At 37.7% G+C, this 21407-nt stretch carries 17 protein-coding genes; 14 read left to right on the top strand and 3 right to left on the bottom strand.

Features of this window, described 5'->3' with window-relative positions; all coding sequences use genetic code 11:
• Positions 1-85: 85 nt before the first annotated feature.
• From IC621_RS06700 to IC621_RS06710, 3 genes are all read left to right on the top strand, one after another.
• Entirely contained in the window at positions 86-898 is an 813-nt protein-coding gene (locus IC621_RS06700) for a patatin-like phospholipase family protein (protein ID WP_191156979.1), read from the top strand.
• On the top strand, positions 870-1907 hold the full coding sequence (locus IC621_RS06705; protein WP_191156980.1) for a SepM family pheromone-processing serine protease: 1038 nt from the start codon (positions 870-872) through the stop codon (positions 1905-1907). Before IC621_RS06700 ends, IC621_RS06705 begins: the two co-directional genes overlap by 29 nt.
• A gap of 335 nt (positions 1908-2242) precedes the next feature.
• The gene (locus tag IC621_RS06710) at positions 2243-2785 is read left to right on the top strand and encodes an NADPH-dependent FMN reductase (protein WP_191156982.1); all 543 of its coding nucleotides are present in this window, start codon (positions 2243-2245) and stop codon (positions 2783-2785) included.
• A 149-nt stretch (positions 2786-2934) separates the two neighbouring features.
• Here IC621_RS06710 and IC621_RS06715 read toward each other — a convergent pair whose 3' ends face one another.
• Positions 2935-4164: a nucleotidyltransferase gene (locus IC621_RS06715; protein ID WP_191156985.1), complete on the bottom strand. Its 1230-nt coding sequence runs from the start codon at positions 4162-4164 to the stop codon at positions 2935-2937.
• Between the two features lie 139 nt (positions 4165-4303).
• Between IC621_RS06715 and IC621_RS06720 the strand changes: the two genes are divergently transcribed.
• The 5 genes from IC621_RS06720 (at position 4304) to gerR (ending at position 12238) form a co-directional block, all read left to right on the top strand.
• Entirely contained in the window at positions 4304-4828 is a 525-nt protein-coding gene (locus tag IC621_RS06720) for a YceD family protein (RefSeq protein WP_191156987.1), read from the top strand.
• Between the two features lie 74 nt (positions 4829-4902).
• Positions 4903-5076: a 50S ribosomal protein L32 gene (gene rpmF, locus IC621_RS06725; RefSeq protein ID WP_191156989.1), complete on the top strand. Its 174-nt coding sequence runs from the start codon at positions 4903-4905 to the stop codon at positions 5074-5076.
• A 254-nt stretch (positions 5077-5330) separates the two neighbouring features.
• Positions 5331-6098, top strand: coding sequence for an enoyl-CoA hydratase/isomerase family protein (locus IC621_RS06730; RefSeq protein WP_224752365.1), 768 nt, complete (start codon positions 5331-5333; stop codon positions 6096-6098).
• A gap of 163 nt (positions 6099-6261) precedes the next feature.
• A complete protein-coding gene (locus IC621_RS06735) occupies positions 6262-11235 on the top strand; it encodes a 5'-nucleotidase C-terminal domain-containing protein (RefSeq protein ID WP_191156992.1) in 4974 nt (1657 codons plus the stop codon).
• 391 nt (positions 11236-11626) lie between these two features.
• Complete coding sequence (gerR, locus tag IC621_RS06740; protein WP_191156994.1) at positions 11627-12238, top strand: sporulation-specific transcriptional regulator GerR; 612 nt, start codon at positions 11627-11629, stop codon at positions 12236-12238.
• Positions 12239-12375: 137 nt separating this feature from the next.
• Here the strand turns inward: gerR and IC621_RS06745 are convergent, their stop codons facing one another.
• The gene (locus IC621_RS06745; protein ID WP_191156996.1) at positions 12376-12861 is read right to left on the bottom strand and encodes an N-acetyltransferase; all 486 of its coding nucleotides are present in this window, start codon (positions 12859-12861) and stop codon (positions 12376-12378) included.
• A gap of 272 nt (positions 12862-13133) precedes the next feature.
• Between IC621_RS06745 and IC621_RS06750 the strand changes: the two genes are divergently transcribed.
• From IC621_RS06750 to IC621_RS27155, 5 genes are all read left to right on the top strand, one after another.
• A complete protein-coding gene (locus tag IC621_RS06750) occupies positions 13134-14474 on the top strand; it encodes an acetyl-CoA carboxylase biotin carboxylase subunit (protein ID WP_191156998.1) in 1341 nt (446 codons plus the stop codon).
• Positions 14475-14493: 19 nt separating this feature from the next.
• The gene (locus IC621_RS06755) at positions 14494-14715 is read left to right on the top strand and encodes a biotin/lipoyl-binding carrier protein (protein WP_191157000.1); all 222 of its coding nucleotides are present in this window, start codon (positions 14494-14496) and stop codon (positions 14713-14715) included.
• A 37-nt stretch (positions 14716-14752) separates the two neighbouring features.
• On the top strand, positions 14753-16285 hold the full coding sequence (locus IC621_RS06760; RefSeq protein WP_224752376.1) for an acyl-CoA carboxylase subunit beta: 1533 nt from the start codon (positions 14753-14755) through the stop codon (positions 16283-16285).
• A gap of 367 nt (positions 16286-16652) precedes the next feature.
• A complete protein-coding gene (locus IC621_RS06765; RefSeq protein ID WP_191157003.1) occupies positions 16653-17543 on the top strand; it encodes a 2-dehydropantoate 2-reductase in 891 nt (296 codons plus the stop codon).
• A gap of 14 nt (positions 17544-17557) precedes the next feature.
• Positions 17558-17923 carry a DUF3397 family protein gene (locus IC621_RS27155; RefSeq protein WP_396652990.1) on the top strand — a complete coding sequence of 122 codons (366 nt, stop codon included), beginning with the start codon at positions 17558-17560 and terminating at the stop codon, positions 17921-17923.
• A 223-nt stretch (positions 17924-18146) separates the two neighbouring features.
• Here the strand turns inward: IC621_RS27155 and IC621_RS06775 are convergent, their stop codons facing one another.
• The gene (locus IC621_RS06775; RefSeq protein WP_191157007.1) at positions 18147-18587 is read right to left on the bottom strand and encodes a cell wall hydrolase; all 441 of its coding nucleotides are present in this window, start codon (positions 18585-18587) and stop codon (positions 18147-18149) included.
• A gap of 1112 nt (positions 18588-19699) precedes the next feature.
• On the opposite strand from IC621_RS06775, the gene bshC reads away from it, so the two are divergent.
• Positions 19700-21319 carry a bacillithiol biosynthesis cysteine-adding enzyme BshC gene (gene bshC, locus IC621_RS06780; RefSeq protein ID WP_191157009.1) on the top strand — a complete coding sequence of 540 codons (1620 nt, stop codon included), beginning with the start codon at positions 19700-19702 and terminating at the stop codon, positions 21317-21319.
• The last annotated feature ends 88 nt before the right edge of the window (positions 21320-21407 follow it).

Below are 21407 nucleotides of genomic sequence, written 5' to 3' on the forward strand. Positions count from 1 at the left end.
AACCCTTTATTCAATATACGAGAATAGGGTGTCAATTTAGACCATAAGATTGAAATATAACAAAGGGAAAAGGGTGGTAGCAGCTTTGACTGAACCGAAAGTTGGACTTGCGCTAGGATCAGGTGGAGCAAGAGGGTTTGCTCACTTAGGTGTATTAAAAGTTCTAGAGGACGAAAATATACCTGTTCATATGATTGCCGGCAGCAGCATGGGAGCACTTGTAGGTTCCTTTTATGCATCTGGTCAAAGTGTAGAAAGCCTTTATCAAATAGCGAAAGCGTTTAAAAGAAAATTTTATTTGGATTTTACTGTCCCGAAAATGGGTTTTATTTCAGGTAACCGGGCCAAGGAGGTTATTCGGTTATTTACTCATGGGAAAACAATAGAACAGCTTGAACTTCCATTAGCTGTTATTGCAACAGACCTGTATGACGGAAAAAAAGTTGTCTTTCAAAAAGGTCCTCTTGCAGAAGCTGTGCGTGCCAGTATTTCTATTCCTGGTATTTTTGTGCCGGAAAAGATTAATGGGCGCCTTTTGGTGGATGGGGGTGTAGTAGATCGTGTCCCTGTTTCAGTAGTAAAAGAAATGGGTGCAGACATTGTCATAGCCGTAGATGTATCTAGGGTTAAGCAAATGGAGGAAATCACCTCTATCTTTGATGTTATCATGCAAAGCATTGATATTATGCAAGATGAACTGGTTCATCATCGTGAGATTGCATCTGATGTGATGATCAGGCCTTATTTAGAAAAGTACAGCTCCAGAGCTTTTACAAATATAGAGGAAATCATTGAACTTGGTGAAAAAGAAGCAAAATTGCACATAGATAAAATTAAACAATTGATTAGTAATTGGAAGGAGAACCATAATGACAAGAAAGAAGGGCCAAACGAATAAACTGCTGAAAGGTCTCCTTTTAACAGTTGTTCTTGCAATCTTATTAAGTTTTATTAAACTTCCTTTTTATGTAACAAAGCCAGGACTTGCAACTGAACTAGGTCCTATAGTAGAGGTGGAGGATGGTTATAATGAACAAGGAAGCTTCTCATTAACGACGGTCTCCTTTGGCAGAGCAAATATTTTTTCATATGCTTGGGCTTATGTTAATAAATATCATACGATTCATCCTGAAAACGAAATAAAGCAGGCTGAAGAGAGTGATGATGAATATATGATGAGGCAGCTCCACATGATGGAAGCTTCACAGGAGGATGCTATTGCACTAGCTTATAAAAAAGCAGATAAACAAGTGGACCTTTCCTATAACGGAGTTTATGTGCTAAGTATTATTGAAGGAATGCCTGCATCAAAACAATTAAAAGTGGGTGACAGAATTTACGAAGTCGACGGAAAACCCTTTACCACTTCAGAAGAATTTATTGACGTAGTTAGTAAGAAAAAAGAAGGGGACAGTGTCTCAATTAAGTTTAAAAGAGAAAATGAAGGAAGTGAAGTAACATTACCTGTTACTGATTTTCCGGACAATCCAGATAAAGTTGGGATAGGGATTGCCCTTGTAACTGATAAAGAAGTAAAGGTTGAACCAGATATTAAATTGGATACAAATAATATTGGCGGTCCATCAGCTGGATTAATGATGTCTTTAGAAATATATAATCAGCTGATTGAAAAAGATTTAACCTCAGGCTATAAAATAGCTGGTACGGGGACAATTACACCTGATGGAAAAGTCGGTCCCATTGGCGGAATTGAACAAAAAATTGTCGCTGCAGATCGTGCAGAGGTAGACATATTTTTTGCACCAAACGAGCAAGGAAGAGACAAATCAAACTATAAAATGGCAGTGAAAACTGCAGAGGATATCAAGACAGATATGAAGATCGTTCCTGTAGATACGTTTGAAGATGCGGTCGATTATCTTGAAAAAGTAGAAAAGAAAAGCTGATAATAACCGACCAGGACAGGTAACTTAAAACTGTTATCTGTCCTGGTTTTTTTGTATGTACAAAAAAGAGGCAGCCTCACATAAATGTTGTCCACCATTTTTTATCCAAGCACAGCCTATTCGCATATATGAAAATTTCCCTCTATAGAGCAGTTGCCGACTGAGTTTAGGATTTTATACTCTACCTTTTATTTCTTAAGATGCAGATTAAAGACCGTAATAAATTTAGGACATTTTGCACTTCCAATAAAAGTATAAAAATGTAATATTAAGGTTGTTTGGTATGAAAGTTGGGGCCGCCCTGTCTGTTAATCAATTAACGAGGAGGAAAAACTGTGAAAAAATTAAATATCGGAATTATCTTAGGAAGTACACGGCAAGGACGTTTAAGTCCTCAAGTCGGAAACTGGGTAAAAGAAATTGCTGATAAACGTGAGGATGCAAATTATGAAATCGTTGATATAGCAGACTTCAAATTGCCTTTCTTTGGAGAAGGAACTGGTGAAGAACCAGGATTAAAAGCTTGGCCACAAAAACTTTCTACCTTAGATGGATTCGTGTTTATTGTCCAAGAATACAATCATAGCATTACTGGAGCATTAAAAAATGCACTTGATTCGGCACGCGATGAATGGAACAATAAGGCAGCGGGTATTGTAAGTTATGGTTCAACAGGCGGAGCCCGTGCAGCTGAACATTTACGGGGAATCTTAGGAGAATTACTAGTAGCGGACGTTCGTGTACATCCAACATTATCAATATTTACAGATTTTGAAAACTTCACTACTTTTAAACCAGCTGCATTACACCTTGATAATGTTCATGCCATGCTGGATCAAACCATTGCATGGAGCGGTGCATTAAAAACTTTACGGTAAAGTTCACTTCATTTTTTTATACTTATGTGCGATTATTATGTTAGAATCAAAAATAGCTTAATTTGAAACAGCCGCATTTTTTTGCTTAAGAATGCGGCTGTTACCCGTTAAAGTAGACAATTTTGTAATATACACCTATTGTTTTTGTTTCACAGAAAGATATTTTCAGATTCATCAAAACGAATTGGTGGAATGGAAAATTCATTTTTTATTTCCGCTGAGGTAACTGGTTCATTATAGGCCATTGAATAAGCATAAGCCGCCTTGATATCCAAAGTGATAAGCGGGTCTTCAAATGAAGACAATTTGCTAACTATAGGGATAGGAACTGTTTTCTTCATTTGATTCAAATATTTTTGTCCGCCCTTTGACAATCCCAACAGTCGTATGTAAGAGGCTTGTATAACATCATTCATTTGATTCTTCGTTGTCCGAGTTAAGATATGTACCGCTAAACGTTGCAATCTTGTCCACGTATATCTCTTGGTTTTAATGGATGTCATGAACGCTTGGAAGGAGGGACTATGTAAGATGTTTGAAAATATCCTGTTCTCAAGGCCTTCCTCCATTTCATAAATTCCCCTTAATTCCTCTTTACTCATCGTTAAGATCGTGTATTTTAAATAGGGAAAATAGGTTTCCCAATGGTGAAACTGGTTATAGTCATATAAATATTGATTCAAATGAATCCAAGTTGTATTTGGAACAAACGGTTTCAACTCATTGGTTTCCTTGTTTGTGAAGATTGATTTACGAATACTTGTAGCGCTTGCAATACTTTGTGAAGAAAATTCTTCATCATGATAGTCTGCTGAGATTCGTTGAATGGTTTTAGGAACCATTGCTGCTTTTTGATCTTTTATTGCCTTTACATATTGGACTCCAAGAATATTATTAGGTTTTGACAGATCCACCAACTGCTCTGAGCCGGATAATTGATGAAACGCAAGGGAAGTGGCTTTAGGGTAGCTGTATCCCTTTTTCAAATATTCTTTCACGAATCGGTCATATTCCTCTTGATTTGATTCAAGAAAATCTATCACCTCATGGAAAGATTCTGTTGAACCGCTCTCGCTGCCGAAACACAGACTGTCACAATGAAGGGCTTCTAAAATCGAAACGGCGCCATTTGCAAACGTTTCTGCTTTTTGGGTGGCAAATGCATAGGGCAGCTCAACCACAATATCTACCCCTCCTTGCAGAGCCATTTTCGTTCTAGACCATTTAGAAACAAGCGCAGGCTCCCCTCTTTGCAGAAAATTCCCGCTCATGACAGCAATGGCAATATCAGCGCCGGCAGTCTCTTTGGATTGCTGGAGATGATATAAATGGCCATTATGGAAAGGGTTATATTCAACTACGATTCCAACCGCCTTCATAGGTTTCCCCCATTTTGATTTAACTTAAAAACATGATAAAGTTAAAGTGAATTTGATTCAATTATAGTGTAAAGAAAAAATATTGACAAATAATATCGAGAAAGCTATAATTACCTTTGTTGCCTTGAGGTGATCACAAATGGAATGGACAATTAATCAATTACATCAGCTTCAAAATAAAGGACTGGAATTTGACGAGACGGTAAATTTATCAGAGCTGACAAAAGCTCATGCAGATCTTCAGGGTATTTCTCCTGTTAAAGTAGTCGGACGAGCAGACATTAGTTCAAATAAAGTAACTTTCCATCTTAAAATTTCCGGAACATTGATCTTGGCCTGTGCCAGGACATTAGTTGATGTAAATTATCCATTTGAAATTGAGACAATTGAAACCATTTTGTTCAATTCAAATGATTTTGAAATGGATATAGAAGATACTCATCATATCGAGGGAGATCTGGTTGATTTAATCCCAATTATTAAAGAAAACATCCTCCTTGAGATCCCGATGCAAGTCTTTAGTGATGACAGTGATCACAAGGAAGATGCTGCACCGCAAGAAGGAAAAGATTGGCAAGTCGTTTCTGAAGAAGAAAACCAGAATAAGATCGATCCAAGACTTGCAGGACTCGCAGACTTTTTTGATGATGACAAAAAAAGCTAACTCAATGTAGTTGTAAAATCAGTGAAAAAATTTTTACGGATAGTTGTAAATAGCTCTGTAAGGAGGTGGGAATAATGGCTGTACCTTTTAGAAGAACTTCTAAAACGAGAAAAAGACTACGTCGTACACATTTCAAATTGCAAGTACCTGGTATGGTAGAATGCCCAAACTGTGGTGAGAGTAAACTTGCTCATCGCGTTTGTAAAGCGTGTGGATCATACAAAGGTAAAGATGTTCTAAGCAAATAATCTAGACTTGAAACGAACAAGCGCAAGGAAGGTGGATCCTTGTGCTTTTTTGTTGTTCAAAAGGTTTTTGATAGGTGTGTTTTAGCTTTTATGTCCTATTGGCCATGATTGTGAATACGCTTCCATATTAGTTAAATTCAGAAATAAAATGATGGTACGAAAAGCAATGAATCATAAAATTGTGATTGATATCCAACCAGTCGCAGTAGTTCAGAGACCATAAACTGATAAAATGCAAAATGGAGGAATGTCATTTGAAGAAGACAGCCATTCTTGAGCCCGTAGATAGAATTTACGAATTTCGAATCACCCGTGAACCAATCCGAAATGCAATCGATTTTGATGTCATGGAAGAACTCAGCTTATTCCTGGAGGACATTTCCGATAATAAATCAGCCAGGGCAGTCATTATAACGGGAGAGGGGGATCGTGCGTTTTGCTCAGGGGGAGATTTAGCTGCTTTTCATCAATTGCATACAAAGGAAGAAGCATTCAAGATGCTTTCTAAAATGGGGAACATTCTCTATGATTTAGCAATGCTTCCATTCCCGACATATGCATTATTAAATGGTGCAGCTGTCGGAGGGGGCTCAGAATTGGCGATTGCTTGTGACTTTCGAATCGCAAAAAAAGACATAATGATAGGATTTATCCAAGGTAATCAAGCTATTACGACAGGGTGGGGAGGGGGAACTTTATTATTTGAAAAGCTTCAACACGCAAATGCTATGCAGCTCCTTACTTCTGCTAAGAAAGTAAATGCAGAGATTGCAAAAGAATGGGGATTTATTCAACAAATAATCGCACAAGAAAATTTTAGAGATCATGCCTATCACCAAATTGATGTAAATTTAGTTCCATATTCATCAGTTCTGAGTGCTTATAAAAAGATTAAAATTAGACAATGGGAGCAATCGAAACTAAAAGAGAGAATGCTAGCTGAAATAGAGGCGTGTGCTCAGCTGTGGGAAGGAGAAAGCCATCTCCAGGCAGTCAATCAATTCATAAAAAAGTCCAAATGAGTAATTCGACTTAAATTTTATTAATTTTCAGTTAACTCATTCATATATTTGCTATTTTTTGATAAAATAATTCATAATTTTACAATATGTTTACATTTACTAAATATTCTTTTAGTACAATATTAATGGTAATAAATTCATTGTAAACGAAAGGGGAAGTGTAATGTCGTTTTTATCTAATCGTGCAAAAAAGCCTTTTATTGTGGTTATCGTCTTTTTATTGCTGGTCACTCCATTTTTAAGCGCTACTAGTTCAATTGCCGCGGCAGTAACAGAAAAAGGAGAGGATTTATTCTTTTCTGAGTACATAGAGGGTTCAAGTAACAACAAAGCTATTGAAATCTATAATGTGACCGGAAAACCAGTAGATTTAAATGGGTATGTTATTGAGCTTTACAGCAATGGAAAGACAGAAGCTGGGAGCACGTTGGAACTGCAAGGTACACTTGAAAACAACGATGTATATGTTATCGCCCACGCTCAAGCGAATGAGACGATAGCTGGACAAGCGGATACAAAGAGCGGAGTCGCTAACTTTAACGGAGATGATGCTCTTGTTTTAAAGAAAAATAATCAAGTGATCGATACTATTCATACTGTCGGAAGTAACGAGGAGATCATTAAGGATCTAACTCTAGTAAGAAAATCTTCTATACTTAAAGGTAATCAAACTTTTACTCTAGGAGATTGGGAGCAGTTTGGGAAAGATACTTTTACTAATATTGGTTTACATACAATTGATGATCAAGCTTCAGAAGAACCTCCATCAGAAGAACCCCCAGCAGAAGAAGTTACAGTTAAAGCCATTCAAGATATTCGTGTTACAAATGGTGGAAAGGCAGCTGTAGAAGGTACCGTAACTGCGATTTTTGTAGCGGGTGGACAAGCTAATGTCTACATTCAAGATGATACAGCTGGAATTATTGTAAGAGGAGCCGGACTTGAGAATAAGGTGCAAGTAGGCGACAAAATTCGTGCAGAAGGCGAAACCTTTCAATATTACGACATGGCGCAGCTAAATGCTACCTCAGATAAAGTAACTATCATTGAAAAAAACGCCGGCACTCCATCTCCCCAAGACATTACCTCTACAGATTTAACAGAAGCTGTTGAAGGAGAATACGTCCAAATAAAGAATATTGAAATTGATTCAGTAAATGGTTACGGAGAACATACAGCCCATGACGAAAATGGAACATTTATCATTGATTCAGAATTGGTTGAGGTTAATAAAAGCTATGATGCGGTAGCTGGTGTTGTAGATTATAGTTTTGGTTCATATAGACTAGTCCCAAGAAATTCTGCTGATGTTATGGAAGACAACAGCAAGGTCTCCTCCATTTCAGCAACCCCTGAATCAGGGCTCGTTGCTGAAGGTACAAAGGTAGAGCTTACCACTTCTACTGAAGGTGCAGCAATCTATTACACGACAGATGGATCTGAACCGTCTTCTTCCTCTGCAAAATACTCTGAGCCTATAGAAATTAAAGAAGCAGTAACCATTAAAGCAGTAGCAATAAAAGGGGGATTAGAAAATAGTGATGTTGCTTCATTTCCGTATGAAATCGGAAAAGATTTAAATGAATTAGAAATCCATGATATTCAAGGAGCTGGCCATACGTCCCCATACGAAGGAAAAACAGTAGCAAATATAGACGGGATTGTGACACATATAGATGGGGCAAATATCTATATTCAAGAACCGAATCCAGATGAGAATCCAAAAACATCTGAAGGTCTGCTTATCTATAAACGGAACCATGGTGCAAAAGTAGGAGACCATATAAACGTAGCAGGTCAGGTAAAAGAATATTTTCTTGAGGGCTATGCTGAAAAGGCTGAAACAGATTTAGCTTTCACAGAAATTAATGCTGCAAGTGTAGAGGTTTTATCAAATGAAAACGAGCTTCCTGAACCTATTATTCTAGGAAAAGACGGACGTGTAATCCCTTCCCAAATCATTGACAATGATTCTTTCGGTGAATTTGATCCGGAAGAAGATGCTATTGATTTTTATGAGAGCTTGGAAGGAATGCGTACCCAGCTTAACAGTCCCAAGGTGGTCGGTCCACAGGAATACGGTGATATAGCTGTTGTTGTAGATAACGGCTCAGACCAGGAGCTAACACAAATTGGCGGTTACAAATTAACGAAGGAAGATCCAAACCCTGAAATTGTCTATGTTCAAGCAGGTGAAGACTTTGTAACGAAGGTAGGCGATTCGTTCAACGGCTCAATCACGGGAGTTATGAGCTATGATTATGGAACATATAAATTGTACCGTGACACAAGTGAAGAGCTTCCAGAATTAATTGACGGCGGATTAAAACAAGAAAATACAACGATTGAAAAAGATGAAGATAAACTATCTGTTGCCACATACAATATGGAGAATTTTTCAGCAAAGTCACCTTCCTCTAAAGTTGAAAACATTGCAAAGTCCATTATTGAAAACTTAAACACACCAGATATCATCGGGTTGGTTGAAGTTCAAGATAATGACGGCGGAACAGACAGCGGTGTTACAAATGCTGATGAAACATACAAGGTGCTCGTTGATAAAATTAAAGAACTAGGCGGTCCTGCATATGAGTTTACAGATATTGCTCCAGAAGATAAACAAGACGGCGGAGCACCGGGTGGAAATATCCGTGTAGGTTATTTATATAATCCCGAACGTGTATCATTAGCAGATGGAGAAAAAGGTTCAGCAACAGAGGCAGTAAACTATGAGAATGGAGATTTAACATTAAACCCTGGAAGGATCGCACCTGATAAATTTCCTGATACTCGCAAATCGCTGGCAGCTGAATTTGAGTTTAACGGAGAAGAAGTCATTGTCATTAATAACCACTTCAATTCAAAAACAGGTGATTCACCGTTATTTGGTCAAAACCAGCCTCCTGTAATAGGAAGTGAAGCAGAACGTATCAAGTTAATGACAGAAGTAAACAGCTTTATTAAAAATATTATGGCTGAGAATAAAGATGCGAATGTTGTCGTACTTGGTGATATGAATGATTTCGAATTCTCAAAGCCCCTTGAAGCGTTAAAAGGATCAGAGCTGAAAAACATGATTGAGCAATTGCCGGAGGAAGAACGATGGACTTACAATTACCGCGGGAATTCGCAAACACTTGATCATATTTTAGTAAACAATCGCCTTGCTAAGTACACTGAAGTAGATATCGTGAATATTAATTCACCATTTATGGAGGAACACGGCAGAGCAAGTGACCATGACCCAATTTTAGTTCAAGTAGACCTAACACCTCCAAACACAATTAACATTTTACACACGAATGATTCTCATGCCCGAGTGTTTGAAGGCGGATTTGACGGAATGGGCTTTGCAAAACTATCTACATTGGTTAAACAATTTGAATCTGAAAACGAGCACTCTCTATTATTGGATGCCGGTGATACATTCCATGGCACAACTTTCGCTACGTTAGAACAAGGAAGCAGCATCGTTGAAATCATGAACAAAATCGGCTATGACAGTATGGCTGCCGGAAACCATGATTTCAACTATGGTTACAAGCGTTTACTAGAGTTAGAGGAAATGGCTGATTTCCCTGTGTTAAGTGCGAACGTTATCTATGAGGAAACAGGTGAATTAGTCCTTGATCCGTATACGATTAAAAACGTTAACGGAGTAAAGCTCGGTATTTTCGGACTGTCAACTCCTGAAACACATTACAAAACACATCCGAAAAATGTTGAAGGGCTTAAATTTACAGACCCTGTCAAAGCCGCAAATAAAATGGTGAAAGAGCTTCAGGCACAGGATGTTGATGCAATTATCGCGCTAACCCATTTAGGGACTGATGCCTCTAGTACAGATACGAGTTTAAAGGTTGCACAAGGTGCACCTGGGATTGATTTAATTGTCGATGGTCATAGTCATACAGTTGATGACATTGAAAATAGCGGTACATTAATCGTGAGTGCAGGAGAATATTTGAAAAACCTTGGGACTGTTGAATTAACTTTTGATGAAAACAATGAGTTAATTAGCAGAGAAGCAGCCCTTATTACAAAAGAAGACGCAGCAAATATTGAGCCGGACCCGGCAGTGGAAGCTGTTATAAAAGAAATTGAAGAAGCTCAAAAAGAAATTTTAGCAGAGGAAATTGGAACAACGACTGTAAAGCTTGATGGTGAACGAGAGCATGTTCGTGCTGGTGAAACCAATCTAGGTAACCTAATTACAGATTCGATGTTAGAGGTAACAGGTGCCGATGTCGTCCTAACGAATGGCGGAGGAATTCGAGCATCAATTGACGAAGGTGTCATTACAAAGGGGGAAGTTATTACAGTCCTTCCATTTGGTAACTACATTCAAACAATAGATGTACCTGGATCAGCCATTAAGGAAGCTTTAGAAAATGGGGTCAGCGCTTATCCAGAGGTTAAAGGTGCATTCCCTCACGTCGGAGGAATGACATTCGCAATTGACGCATCAAAGCCGGCTGGTGAGCGAGTTCATTCCATTAAAATAAACGGTGAACCAATTGATATGAATGCAACTTATATGTTAGCAACTAATGACTTCCTTGCAGCTGGAGGGGACGAGTACACTGTTCTTGCAAATTATCCTGTAACTGGAGACTACCCTGCACTTGATGAAGCTGTGATGGATTACATTAAAAAGCGAGGAACCATTTCACCGAAGATAGAAGGACGAATTGTTGCAGCAGAAACACCTAAAGAGAATCCAGACGATGACAATGATGGCGAGCCAGGGGATCCAGACGATGGCAATGACAATGATGGCCAGCCAGGGGATCCAGACGGTGGCAACGACAATGATGGCCAGCCAGGGGATCCAGACGGTGGCAACGACAATGATGGCGAGCCAGGGGATTCAAACGATGGCAACGACAATGATGGCGAGCCAGGTGATCCAAACGATGGCAATGACAACGATGGTGAGCCAGGGGATCCAGACGATGGCAATGACAATGATGGCCAGCTTGGAGATTCAGACGATTCCAACGACAATGGAAATCAACAAGATAATGAGCTGCCTAATACTGCTACCTCTTCATACAACTTCCTTGCATGGGGAACGGTTTTCCTTCTTTTAGGCGGTATCCTAACCATTATAAGAAAAAAGAAATCAGTAAAGTGAAAAATTTATTAGTTTCGCTGTAAAAGGAATAAATTAAGGCCTTCTGCTAAATACAGAAGGCCTTTTATAGCTGTCGAGATAGGCTTAGTTGCCTTCTGTTTTTTGCGAGAAGATTGAGGAAATATACAACTTTAGTGCGATTTTTATGATTTTCGTTCACTATCCTTCTTAAAAATTGTTCTTTCATTCATTCTGATCAAATTTCTGGCACCAAGTAACCTATATACTTATTGCGACCGGTTGATAATTGTTTGTTCCAGCAGTTAGATGGATCAAATGTAAATTTTTTCTTAGAAAATAATAAATACTTTTAGTTATAAGGTGAACATAGTCTACTTACTCTATTAGTCGCATATGTATTTACAAAATTGACTTTTTTGGGGGGACTATGATGACAACAACTCGTCAAGATGCTTGGACACAGGATGAGGATTTACTTTTAGCTGAGGTTGTATTAAGACATATTCGCGAAGCGGGGACCCAGCTTGCCGCATTTGAAGAAGTAGGACGAAAATTATCGCGAACCGCTGCAGCCTGTGGGTTCCGCTGGAATTCGTTTGTTAGAAAACAATATAAAACAGGAATAGAACTTGCCAAAAAACAAAGAAAAGAATTGCGTAAACATCAGGGTGAAGCTGGTGATGAATTTGATAAGACGAATATGGCATTACCATCCTCTGAAAAAGAGTCTCAAGCATTGACCTTGCAAGAGGTCATCCAGTTTTTAAAGCATTATGACCATACCACTAGTTTAAAAGATTTGCAGAATGAGAATCATACTCTTCTTCAGAAACTGGGTGAAATGGAGAGGAAAATCGACTCCTTGCAGCATGAAAAACAATCCCTTATGAACCAACTTAGGGTAGTGGAGGAAGACTATAAAGCTCTTATCGAAATTATGGAGAGGGCAAGAAAAATGGTGGTCTTACAAGATGATGAAAGAAATAAAAAAGTGAAATTCCAAATGGATCGAAATGGTAATTTAGAAAGAATCGAAAAGTAAAACCGGTCGCTAGGTGCGACCGGTTTTTCTGCTATTTGGCGTTTGAATAAACTGTATTTGTCTATTGACCAGTAGGTCAGCAGCCTTTGTTTGCACGAAAAGCGCAGAGCTTTTGACTTGCTGCTTGCGCTTAAAAATTAGGCAGAAGCTGTTTCGTTGTGTTGTTCTGTTACACCGTTAGGATACCAAACTAACGGGTTTTCCCCTTTGTCACGCTCTACATCATATTTTACATTTTCAAAACCCATTTTTGACCAGAAATCAGCTGATTTAATTCTTGGATTTGTCTTAATTGGTAAGGCAAAGGATTTTGCAAATTCTACTAAAGCTTGCCCATAGCCCTTTCGTTGATAGTTAGGCAGAACTTCAAGCTTCCATAGCTCCAAGTAGTCTTGCTGAGGATCAAAGTAGCGGTCCTGCTTCTTATCAACCCGATACAAACTCATTCGTGCTACTAATTTATCCCCAAAATATATTCCGTAAAATGGAGATTCACTGTCATTCTCAATAATATTTTCCTGCAGGTCTTCATGCATGGATAGCTCTTGAAGACCATACTCCTTAAATTTTTTGAACTCCTCTAATGTTTTGTAGTTAATTAGAAGCTTTTCAACTTTCAACATGGAAAATCCTCCTTGAAGCAAAATACTTATAATTATTGTAAACGTTTAATAAAAAAAAGACAAAATGTTAATAAAATCTTTTAATACTGATTATATTTTATCATGAATTTAAAAAAGTGAAAATAAGCAAACGCTTACAAAAAATGCAGGATTTCATTATATTGTTGAAGAAAGTAAAAGAAGATAGGTCTTCATTACTTTCGCTTCAATCTTAGACCTTATCTCCAGCAAACAAGGGATCTTACTATAAAGCGTTATAAGGAGGGGGACGCGTGAAAAAAATTCTAATCGCGAATCGGGGAGAAATTTCGAAAAGAATTATTGCTACATGCAATGAATTCGGAATTAAAACTGTAGCGATTTATTCTGATGCGGACAAAGAATTGCCGTATGTTAAGGAAGCAACATCCTCATATCGTATAGGTGAACCGCCAGTACCTAAATCTTACATGAAGTCAGAAGAAATCATTAATGTTGCAACTAGGGAAAAGGTAGATGCAATTCATCCGGGATATGGATTTTTATCAGAAAGTGCACAGTTTGCAAGAAAGGTAGAAAATGCGGGGATCCATTTTGTTGGTCCAAATGCCTCTATTATAGAATTAATGGGAGATAAAGTAGCAGCTAGAAAAGCAATGGAAGAAGCAGGCGTTCCTTCTGTCCCTGGAAGCAAAGACGCTATTCAAACGATTGAAGAAGCATGCAGCCTGGCAAATGAAATTGGCTACCCTGTCATGCTGAAAGCAAGCGGCGGGGGCGGCGGAATCGGGATGCAAAAATGTATAAATGAAGTTGAATTAATGAAAGTTTATCAATCAACAAAACATAGAGCAAAAGCCTATTTTGGTAATGATGAAGTGTTTGTTGAAAAATATATCGAAAATGGCAGACACATTGAAGTGCAGCTCTTCTCAGATGAAGAAGGGAACGTGGTGCACTTGTTTGAGAGAGATTGCTCAATACAAAGAAGAAATCAAAAAGTCATTGAAGAGTCCCCTTCCCCATTTCTTTCTGCAGAAACAAGGGAAAAAATGTTTGATGCAGCGATCAAGGCAGCAAAGCATGTGCAATATGTAAATGCGGGGACAATTGAGTTTATTGTCGACGAAAACGAACAATTTTATTTTTTAGAAATGAATACAAGACTGCAGGTTGAACATCGTGTGACTGAGATGCTCACCGGAATAGACCTTGTAAAGTGGCAGTTATTAATTGCAAATGGGGAGAGGCTTCCGTTAACTCAAGAGGAAATTCCAAAACACGGTCATGCAATGGAATTTAGGCTTTATGCAGAGGATCCCATAACATTTACTCCTTCACCTGGGAAACTGAAAGTCTTCTATACTCCAGAGGAAGAGGGAGTGATTATAGATGCTGCTTATCAAGCTGGAAATACTGTTACACCTTTTTATGATCCTTTGATAGCAAAGGTCATTATACATGCAAATACTCGCAGGGAAGTAATCGTAAAGTCTAAAGCCTATTTCGATAAAGTAAAAATTGAAGGTATAAAGACAAATGTTCCTTTGTTCAAATCCATTTTAAAAGATAAAGATTTTATAGAAGGAAATTATCATACAGGGTTTTTACAAAATAAATCAATTGTTGGGTAACATTAAGGGGGAAATGTGAATGGAAGAAATGAAAGCGAGTATGGCCGGAACTGTATTAAATGTGTTAGCAAATCAAAATGATCAAGTGGCTAAAGGTCAGGAAGTCATCATATTAGAATCGATGAAAATGGAAATTCCAGTTGAATGTGAATGCGATGGAATGATTCAAGAAATAAAGGTATCAATTGGTGATTTTGTAAATGAAGGAGACACCCTTTTCACAGTTGCGCCAAACTCCTAAAAGATCCTTAACAAGGCAGGTGAAGAAAGTGTTGAAAATGAAAGAACTCGAGCAGCAATTGCGGGAGAAAATAAAAAAAATTGAAGCGGGCGGTCCTAATAAATACCACGAAAAATTAAAGCAGCAAAACAAGCTTTTCGTCAGAGACCGATTAAATCGATTATTTGATCAAGGGCAATACGTAGAGGATGGAAAATTTGCAAACAACCAAGCGGAAGAATTGCCTGCTGATGGTGTTGTTACAGCTATAGGTCATATAAATGGGCAAAAGGTCTGTGTGATGGCAAATGATTCTACTGTTAAGGCGGGATCATGGGGTGCGAGAACAGTTGAAAAAATCATTCGCATCCAAGAAACGGCAGAAAAATTAAAGCTGCCTCTTTTATACTTGGTCGATTCGGCTGGGGCTAGAATAACAGATCAAATTGACATGTTTCCAAATAGACGCGGAGCAGGACGTATCTTTTATAATCAAGTAAAATTATCTGGCATGATTCCGCAAGTTTGTATTTTATTTGGACCATCTGCAGCGGGCGGTGCTTATATCCCTGCATTTTGTGATATTGTCATTATGGTTGATGGAAATGCATCAATGTATCTTGGTTCCCCAAGGATGGCAGAAAAAGTAATCGGTGAAAAAGTTACACTGGAAGAAATGGGCGGTGCGAGAATGCATTGCAGTGTAAGCGGATGCGGTGATATCCTTGCTGCAAATGAGGAAGAAGCGATTCTGGAAGCAAGAAGATATTTACGGTATTTTCCTGGAAACTTTTTAGAAAAATCAGCGGATATTGAAAGCTGCCACCCAATCGAAGGAAGAACATTATCAGATATTATTCCTGAAAATCAAAATGCTCCTTTTGATATGTACGAATGCATCAACCAGTTAATTGATCAAGGCAGCTTTTTTGAAATTAAGAAATTATTTGCCCCAGAATTAATCACAGGGCTTGCGAGAATAAACGGAAAAGTCGTTGGAATCATCGCGAATCAACCTAGGGTTAAGGGCGGTGTTTTGTTTGTAGATTCTGCAGACAAAGCCGCGAAATTCATTCAATTATGTGATGCCTTTCATATCCCGCTTCTTTTTTTGGCCGATGTGCCGGGATTTATGATTGGAACAAAGGTTGAAAGAGCAGGGATTATCCGTCATGGTGCGAAATTAATCGCAGCTATGAGCTCTGCCACTGTTCCGAAAATTTCAGTTATTATCCGAAAAGCTTATGGAGCTGGATTATACGCAATGGCAGGACCTGCCTTTGAGCCGGATTGCTGTATCGCTCTGCCTTCCGCTCAAATAGCTGTTATGGGTCCTGAGGCTGCAGTAAATGCAGTTTATTCAAACAAAATTAACGAAATTCAAGATCCAAATGAACGTCTGCAGTTTGTTAGCCAGAAACATCAAGAATACAAAGAACATATTGATATTTATAAACTTGCCTCTGAAATGATCGTTGATGATGTTGTAGAACCGGAAGAACTTCGCAAAGTATTAATTGAAAGACTAACAATGTACCAATCGAAGGAGATGACGTTTAGTCATCGAAAACATCCGGTATATCCTGTATAGCTTCATTGAAGAATGGATAAATAAAACAGAAATAAGTGCAACTTTTTCCAGTACACTTCAAAAAGGGAGTGAATGAGAAAAGGGGGCACTTTTTATGTTAGAAAAGATGGTAACAAAAGCCGTTTGTTTGGTAAGATAAGGATGATCATCATTGAAATGTTTTCTACATTAGGATTGGTGTTAAATATTTACAGTACGATCGACGCCGATTACTCAATTCTTCTATCGCGCCGCTCATTATGAGGGGTGGGTGAACGACATATTAAAACATATTAATAAATCGTAGTGTGGATCGTTTCTCAATGATGAACTAGTTTTAAGAGGCAACAAAGTTTACCATAAACAACTTAAATATTAGAGGGATATTATGAAAATAGGAATAATCGGAGCAGGTTCTGTAGGTTTACTCTTTGCGGCGAAATTGTCAGCATCTTTCCCCGTTACACTCTATACAAAAACGAAAACCCAAGCAAAATTACTTAATGATAATGGCATTCTATTAGATGGAACAAAGGTGAAGTCTGCCTCCTTTCATGCAAGCTCGGAAACGATCTATGAAGAGGATATTCAAATTGTAACAGTCAAACAATATCAACTAGAAAAAATAGTCGGAAATTTAAAGCGTACAACCAGCAGGACGGTGATCTTCTTACAAAATGGAATGTCTCATATATCCTGCATGAATGAATTGGCTCACCACCGTTTATATGTTGGAGTGGTGGAGCATGGTGCATTGAAAATCAATGATTATCATGTTTGCCATACAGGTAAAGGCTTAACAAGATTGAGTGCTTACCATCACAATGACGATAAAAATCTAAAACCTCTCCTAGTTTCCAAACTGGCTGTTTTTCCGTTTATTTACGAAGAAGATTGGTATGAAATGCTATCTAAAAAGCTTTTAGTCAATATTTGTATTAATCCATTAACAGCACTTTTTAAAGTGAAAAATGGCGGGCTCCTCCAAAATGATTATTTGTACAAGCTGTTTGAAACCGTTTTTGATGAAGCATTTCTTGCGTTGAAGCTGAACAATCGAGAATTTTATTGGAGGCATGTGCATACTATCTGTGAAAAAACTTCAGCAAATACCTCTTCTATGCTTGAAGACATTCTTCACCATCGCAGAACAGAAGTTGACGCAATAGTCGGATATATGCTGGAAAAAGCAAAACGAGAAGGAATGCCTGTACCTGCTTTACGGTTTTTGTACTTTGCCATAAAAGGATTAGAAGAGGAAAAGGGGGAGCTAACTTGATTTCTTTTATCAGTGTGTTTGCAGCCCTATTGGTAACACTTCCTTTACTATGTTACATACTAACTTTGGCTTGCTTCCTATTATTAACCAAGGAGAAGAAAAGATCCGTACATATTGTGTCAGATCTTTTTGTTATCATTTTTATTGTATCCGTCTATTTTAAGGTTAGGCTGCTTTTTACGGAAGCTGTTTTCATCCTTATCATTCTATACATTTTGTGCATGATTACCCTTTTTATCCTTTTTTATCGCTACACAGCGCAAAATTCCATTGAAAAAGCATTAAAAAGGACATGGAGAATGATGTTGATAACAAGTGTTTTCCTCTCGTGTTCTTTATCATTAATAGGAATATGTCTATTTGTAGTTCAATCTATTTAACTAATGGCCGTCCTTTATATATTTATGTAGTTCCGATAACGTGGAGAAAATCCAAAATCACAGGTTAAATAACATAGAAATTAGCAACATAAATAACAAAGTAATCAGCACACAAAAAACCTTGAGGTAAATAAAAAACTCAAGCTTTTTGATTTGAAGTGTGTATAGCTTATTAAATGCCACATAAGTTGAAGAACAGGTAGCAACGATCGCCAAGCTTTCTTTAATACCTATAAGCACTTTCGCATGTATTAGCCTGTGGCTCATAATAACAATGTTGTTTATATTGTCCTGCAATTGGTTGATCATACCATGTAGGTGGACACGGACCATACGGATTAAAATACCAAAGAGCATACTTAGAAGGATGTTGTCTCCAATACTTTACTACTCGTTGTGCCAATCTTCTCTCTACATCTCTTGCTGGATTATAAAATAAACTACCTTTTTGTACTGCTTCAAAAGAGTAATTTCCACCTTGAACATGAAAAATTACATCCCGTATGGTTCTTAAATCCTTAAAATCTAAACAATCAACTACTGCTCGATTTACAATGACATTCCCAACCATAAGCATCCCTTGTCGCCCTTCACCCACAGCCTCTGCCCGCATCATCCGTGCAATTAAATCAATGTCACTATCTCTATATTTTACTCTCGTCACTTTTCATCACCTCTACTAAGAATTGTATTAAAAAAAGCCTACAAAAATGTCAAGTGGTTACATTCAATTGGGGGAAAAGGAAATAAAACCAGTATTTGGTACATCATACCGTTAGTGTCATTTACTTTTTACAATAGCCTCTAATTATCATTGAAATTAGCATCCTAATTTGCACGATGACAACAGGGATTGTCAGGATGCTATTTACTAAACTATTTTATGTATTATTTCTTCATAAAGGTTGATGTATAACCAAAAAGAGCATACCAATTACTGTGATAATTGATATGCTAATTCATATGCTAATTACAATGTTTCTCCACTACAACGGAACTACTTATTGCATATTAGGAAGGCTTTTTTATCGTTTTAACAAGAAATTTTAAGGATACTATCGATGTCCAGCTGCAGGACCAAGCCCCTAAGGACACAAGCGAATAATCTTCAAAGGAAGGAAAAAACGCCTTTCTTTAAAACTCGTCCGGCGCTCACCGGCGGGCTGGTTTTAGGTGCTTCCGTTTTTTTATGAAATCCAGCGCAAGGCATCATCGGCCCATAGCCATAAGCCCATCCGCCCGAGAAGGTTAAAGAACAACCTTCCAGCCTGTCCGTCCGAATGCTTGTCCGCCGATGGACCAGCGCTCCTGTGCTTTTCTGGCCGATAAAAGAATATACTAATTGGAGCAAATTTTTTTTGTTTCGTGATATTAAATGCTATACTCAATTCGGAATACATATTTTATACCATCTGATTCATGCAGTAAAACCACCTTTCTAGTGCCTAAAGGTAACAAAGAAGATAGGTGGGCAAGCCGCACTGCTCAACTATTTATGAACGCTAGACCTCTGGAGAATCAAAGAAAAAGGATCAAAATTTCTGCTCATCCTTAAAAGGTCTAATCATTAAACAAGGCGATTTTCTAAGTGGTTGTTGCGATTTACACAATGAGAGGTGCTAACAATAAAAGCAAATGGTGAATCGCCGATTGCTTTTAGTCTCACATTTCACCTCAAAAGATTCAAGGGGATTGACTTTGTGTCAGGTAGCAACAAAATTCTGAAAACTGTCTTTAAATAAAAGCTAGAAACCGATCATAGAAAGGAAGTCTATCATGGAGATTGAAGAACTTTCCCTTCAATTTGAAAATAAATTTATTGATGAGCTTATACATAATAACTTAACAAATACCGATTTCTTTCATTATTCTATTCACTCAGATTCAGTATACGAAGATCGTTTAGCTGACATAAAAAACCATAGCTATCCACGGCAGCAATTGGTTGATTATTTATTAAAATACAATGAACGATTTCATTCTCCCGAAACGAATGTAAACATAAAAAAACTGCTGGATCCTTCTTCATCTGTTGTAATAGGCGGACAGCAATCAGGTTTATTGACCGGGCCATTATATACGATTCATAAAATCATTTCGATTATTCAGTTAGCAAAAGAACAGGAAAGAAACCTACAAAAGCCTGTGATTCCAGTGTTTTGGATTGCAGGAGAGGACCATGATTTTGATGAGATTAACCATGTGTTTGTCCCTTCTAATGGCAGAATGAAGAAAAAAGGGATTTCCCAGCGGCAAATTGGCAAAACTTCTGTAGCTAGTATGCAATTGGACCATAGGCAATGTGGGGAATGGATTAAAGAAATTGTTGAAGGTTTTGGTGAAACGGACCATTCAAATGAACTAATAAAATTTCTTGAAAATTGTATGAAACGATCTGATACTTATGTTCAATTTTTTGAAGAAATTGTCATGTGGTTTTTTAAGGAGGATGGATTAATCCTTATTAATTCAGGTGACCTGGAACTTAGAAAAATTGAACAGCCATTTTTTAAACGATTGTCAAAAAATAGTATGGAAATGCAGTCTGCTCTCCAACAACAACAAAAATTTATGGTGGAGTTGGGGTATAAGCCGATCATTCAAAGCCAACCGAACAGTGCCAACATTTTTTATGAATATGATGGGGAAAGAATCCTATTAAAAAAAGAACAAGCTGTTTTTGTTGCTCCAGAGGTTGGATTAACTTTAACTGAAAATGAAATGGATGACCTAATACAGACTAAACCACACCTTTTTAGTAACAATGTTGTAACGAGGCCTCTAATGCAAGAATTCCTCTTTCCGACTTTAGCTTTCATCGGAGGCTATGGTGAAATACATTATTGGGCAGAGCTGAAACAAGTTTTTGAAAAAATGAAAATAAAAATGCCCCCAGTCGTTCCCAGGCTGAACATTACGTTTTTAGAAAGGCCTATAGAACGTGAAATTGATGAATTGTCTTTATCACTAACCACCGTTTTAAACAAAGGTGTTGCAGATGAAATGGATAACTGGATTTCAATGAATACCCCAATTCCTATCTCACCCTTAGTGGCGGAAACAAAACAAAAGGTTGATTCTTTGCATGCTGAGCTTAGAAATGCAGCTATTCAAATCGATCAAAGCCTTGAAGGACTCATGAAGAAAAATGCGTACTTTATTCAAAAACAGCTGGAGTTCGCAGAGCAGGCAGTGGAAAAACAAATCAAATTAAAACTCGAAAATGATATTTCTAAATTCCAAAGAGTAGAGATGTCGTTGAAACCCGAAGGAAGACTACAAGAGAGAATGTGGAATTTAGTTTATTTTCTAAATAAATATGGACCAGATATTCTCAAGAAGGTCAAAAATCTGTCATATTCTTTTAATAATCAACATAAGGTTGTCAAACTATGAATAAAACTTTTATGAAATCCTGCATTTTGCGGGGTTTTTTTTTATGAAGAAAAGGTGTAAAATAAATTTGTGGAGAGAAGTGGGGGAA

It is taken from the genome of Metabacillus arenae (assembly GCF_014773385.1).
Lineage (GTDB): Bacteria > Bacillota > Bacilli > Bacillales > Bacillaceae > Metabacillus_D > Metabacillus_D arenae.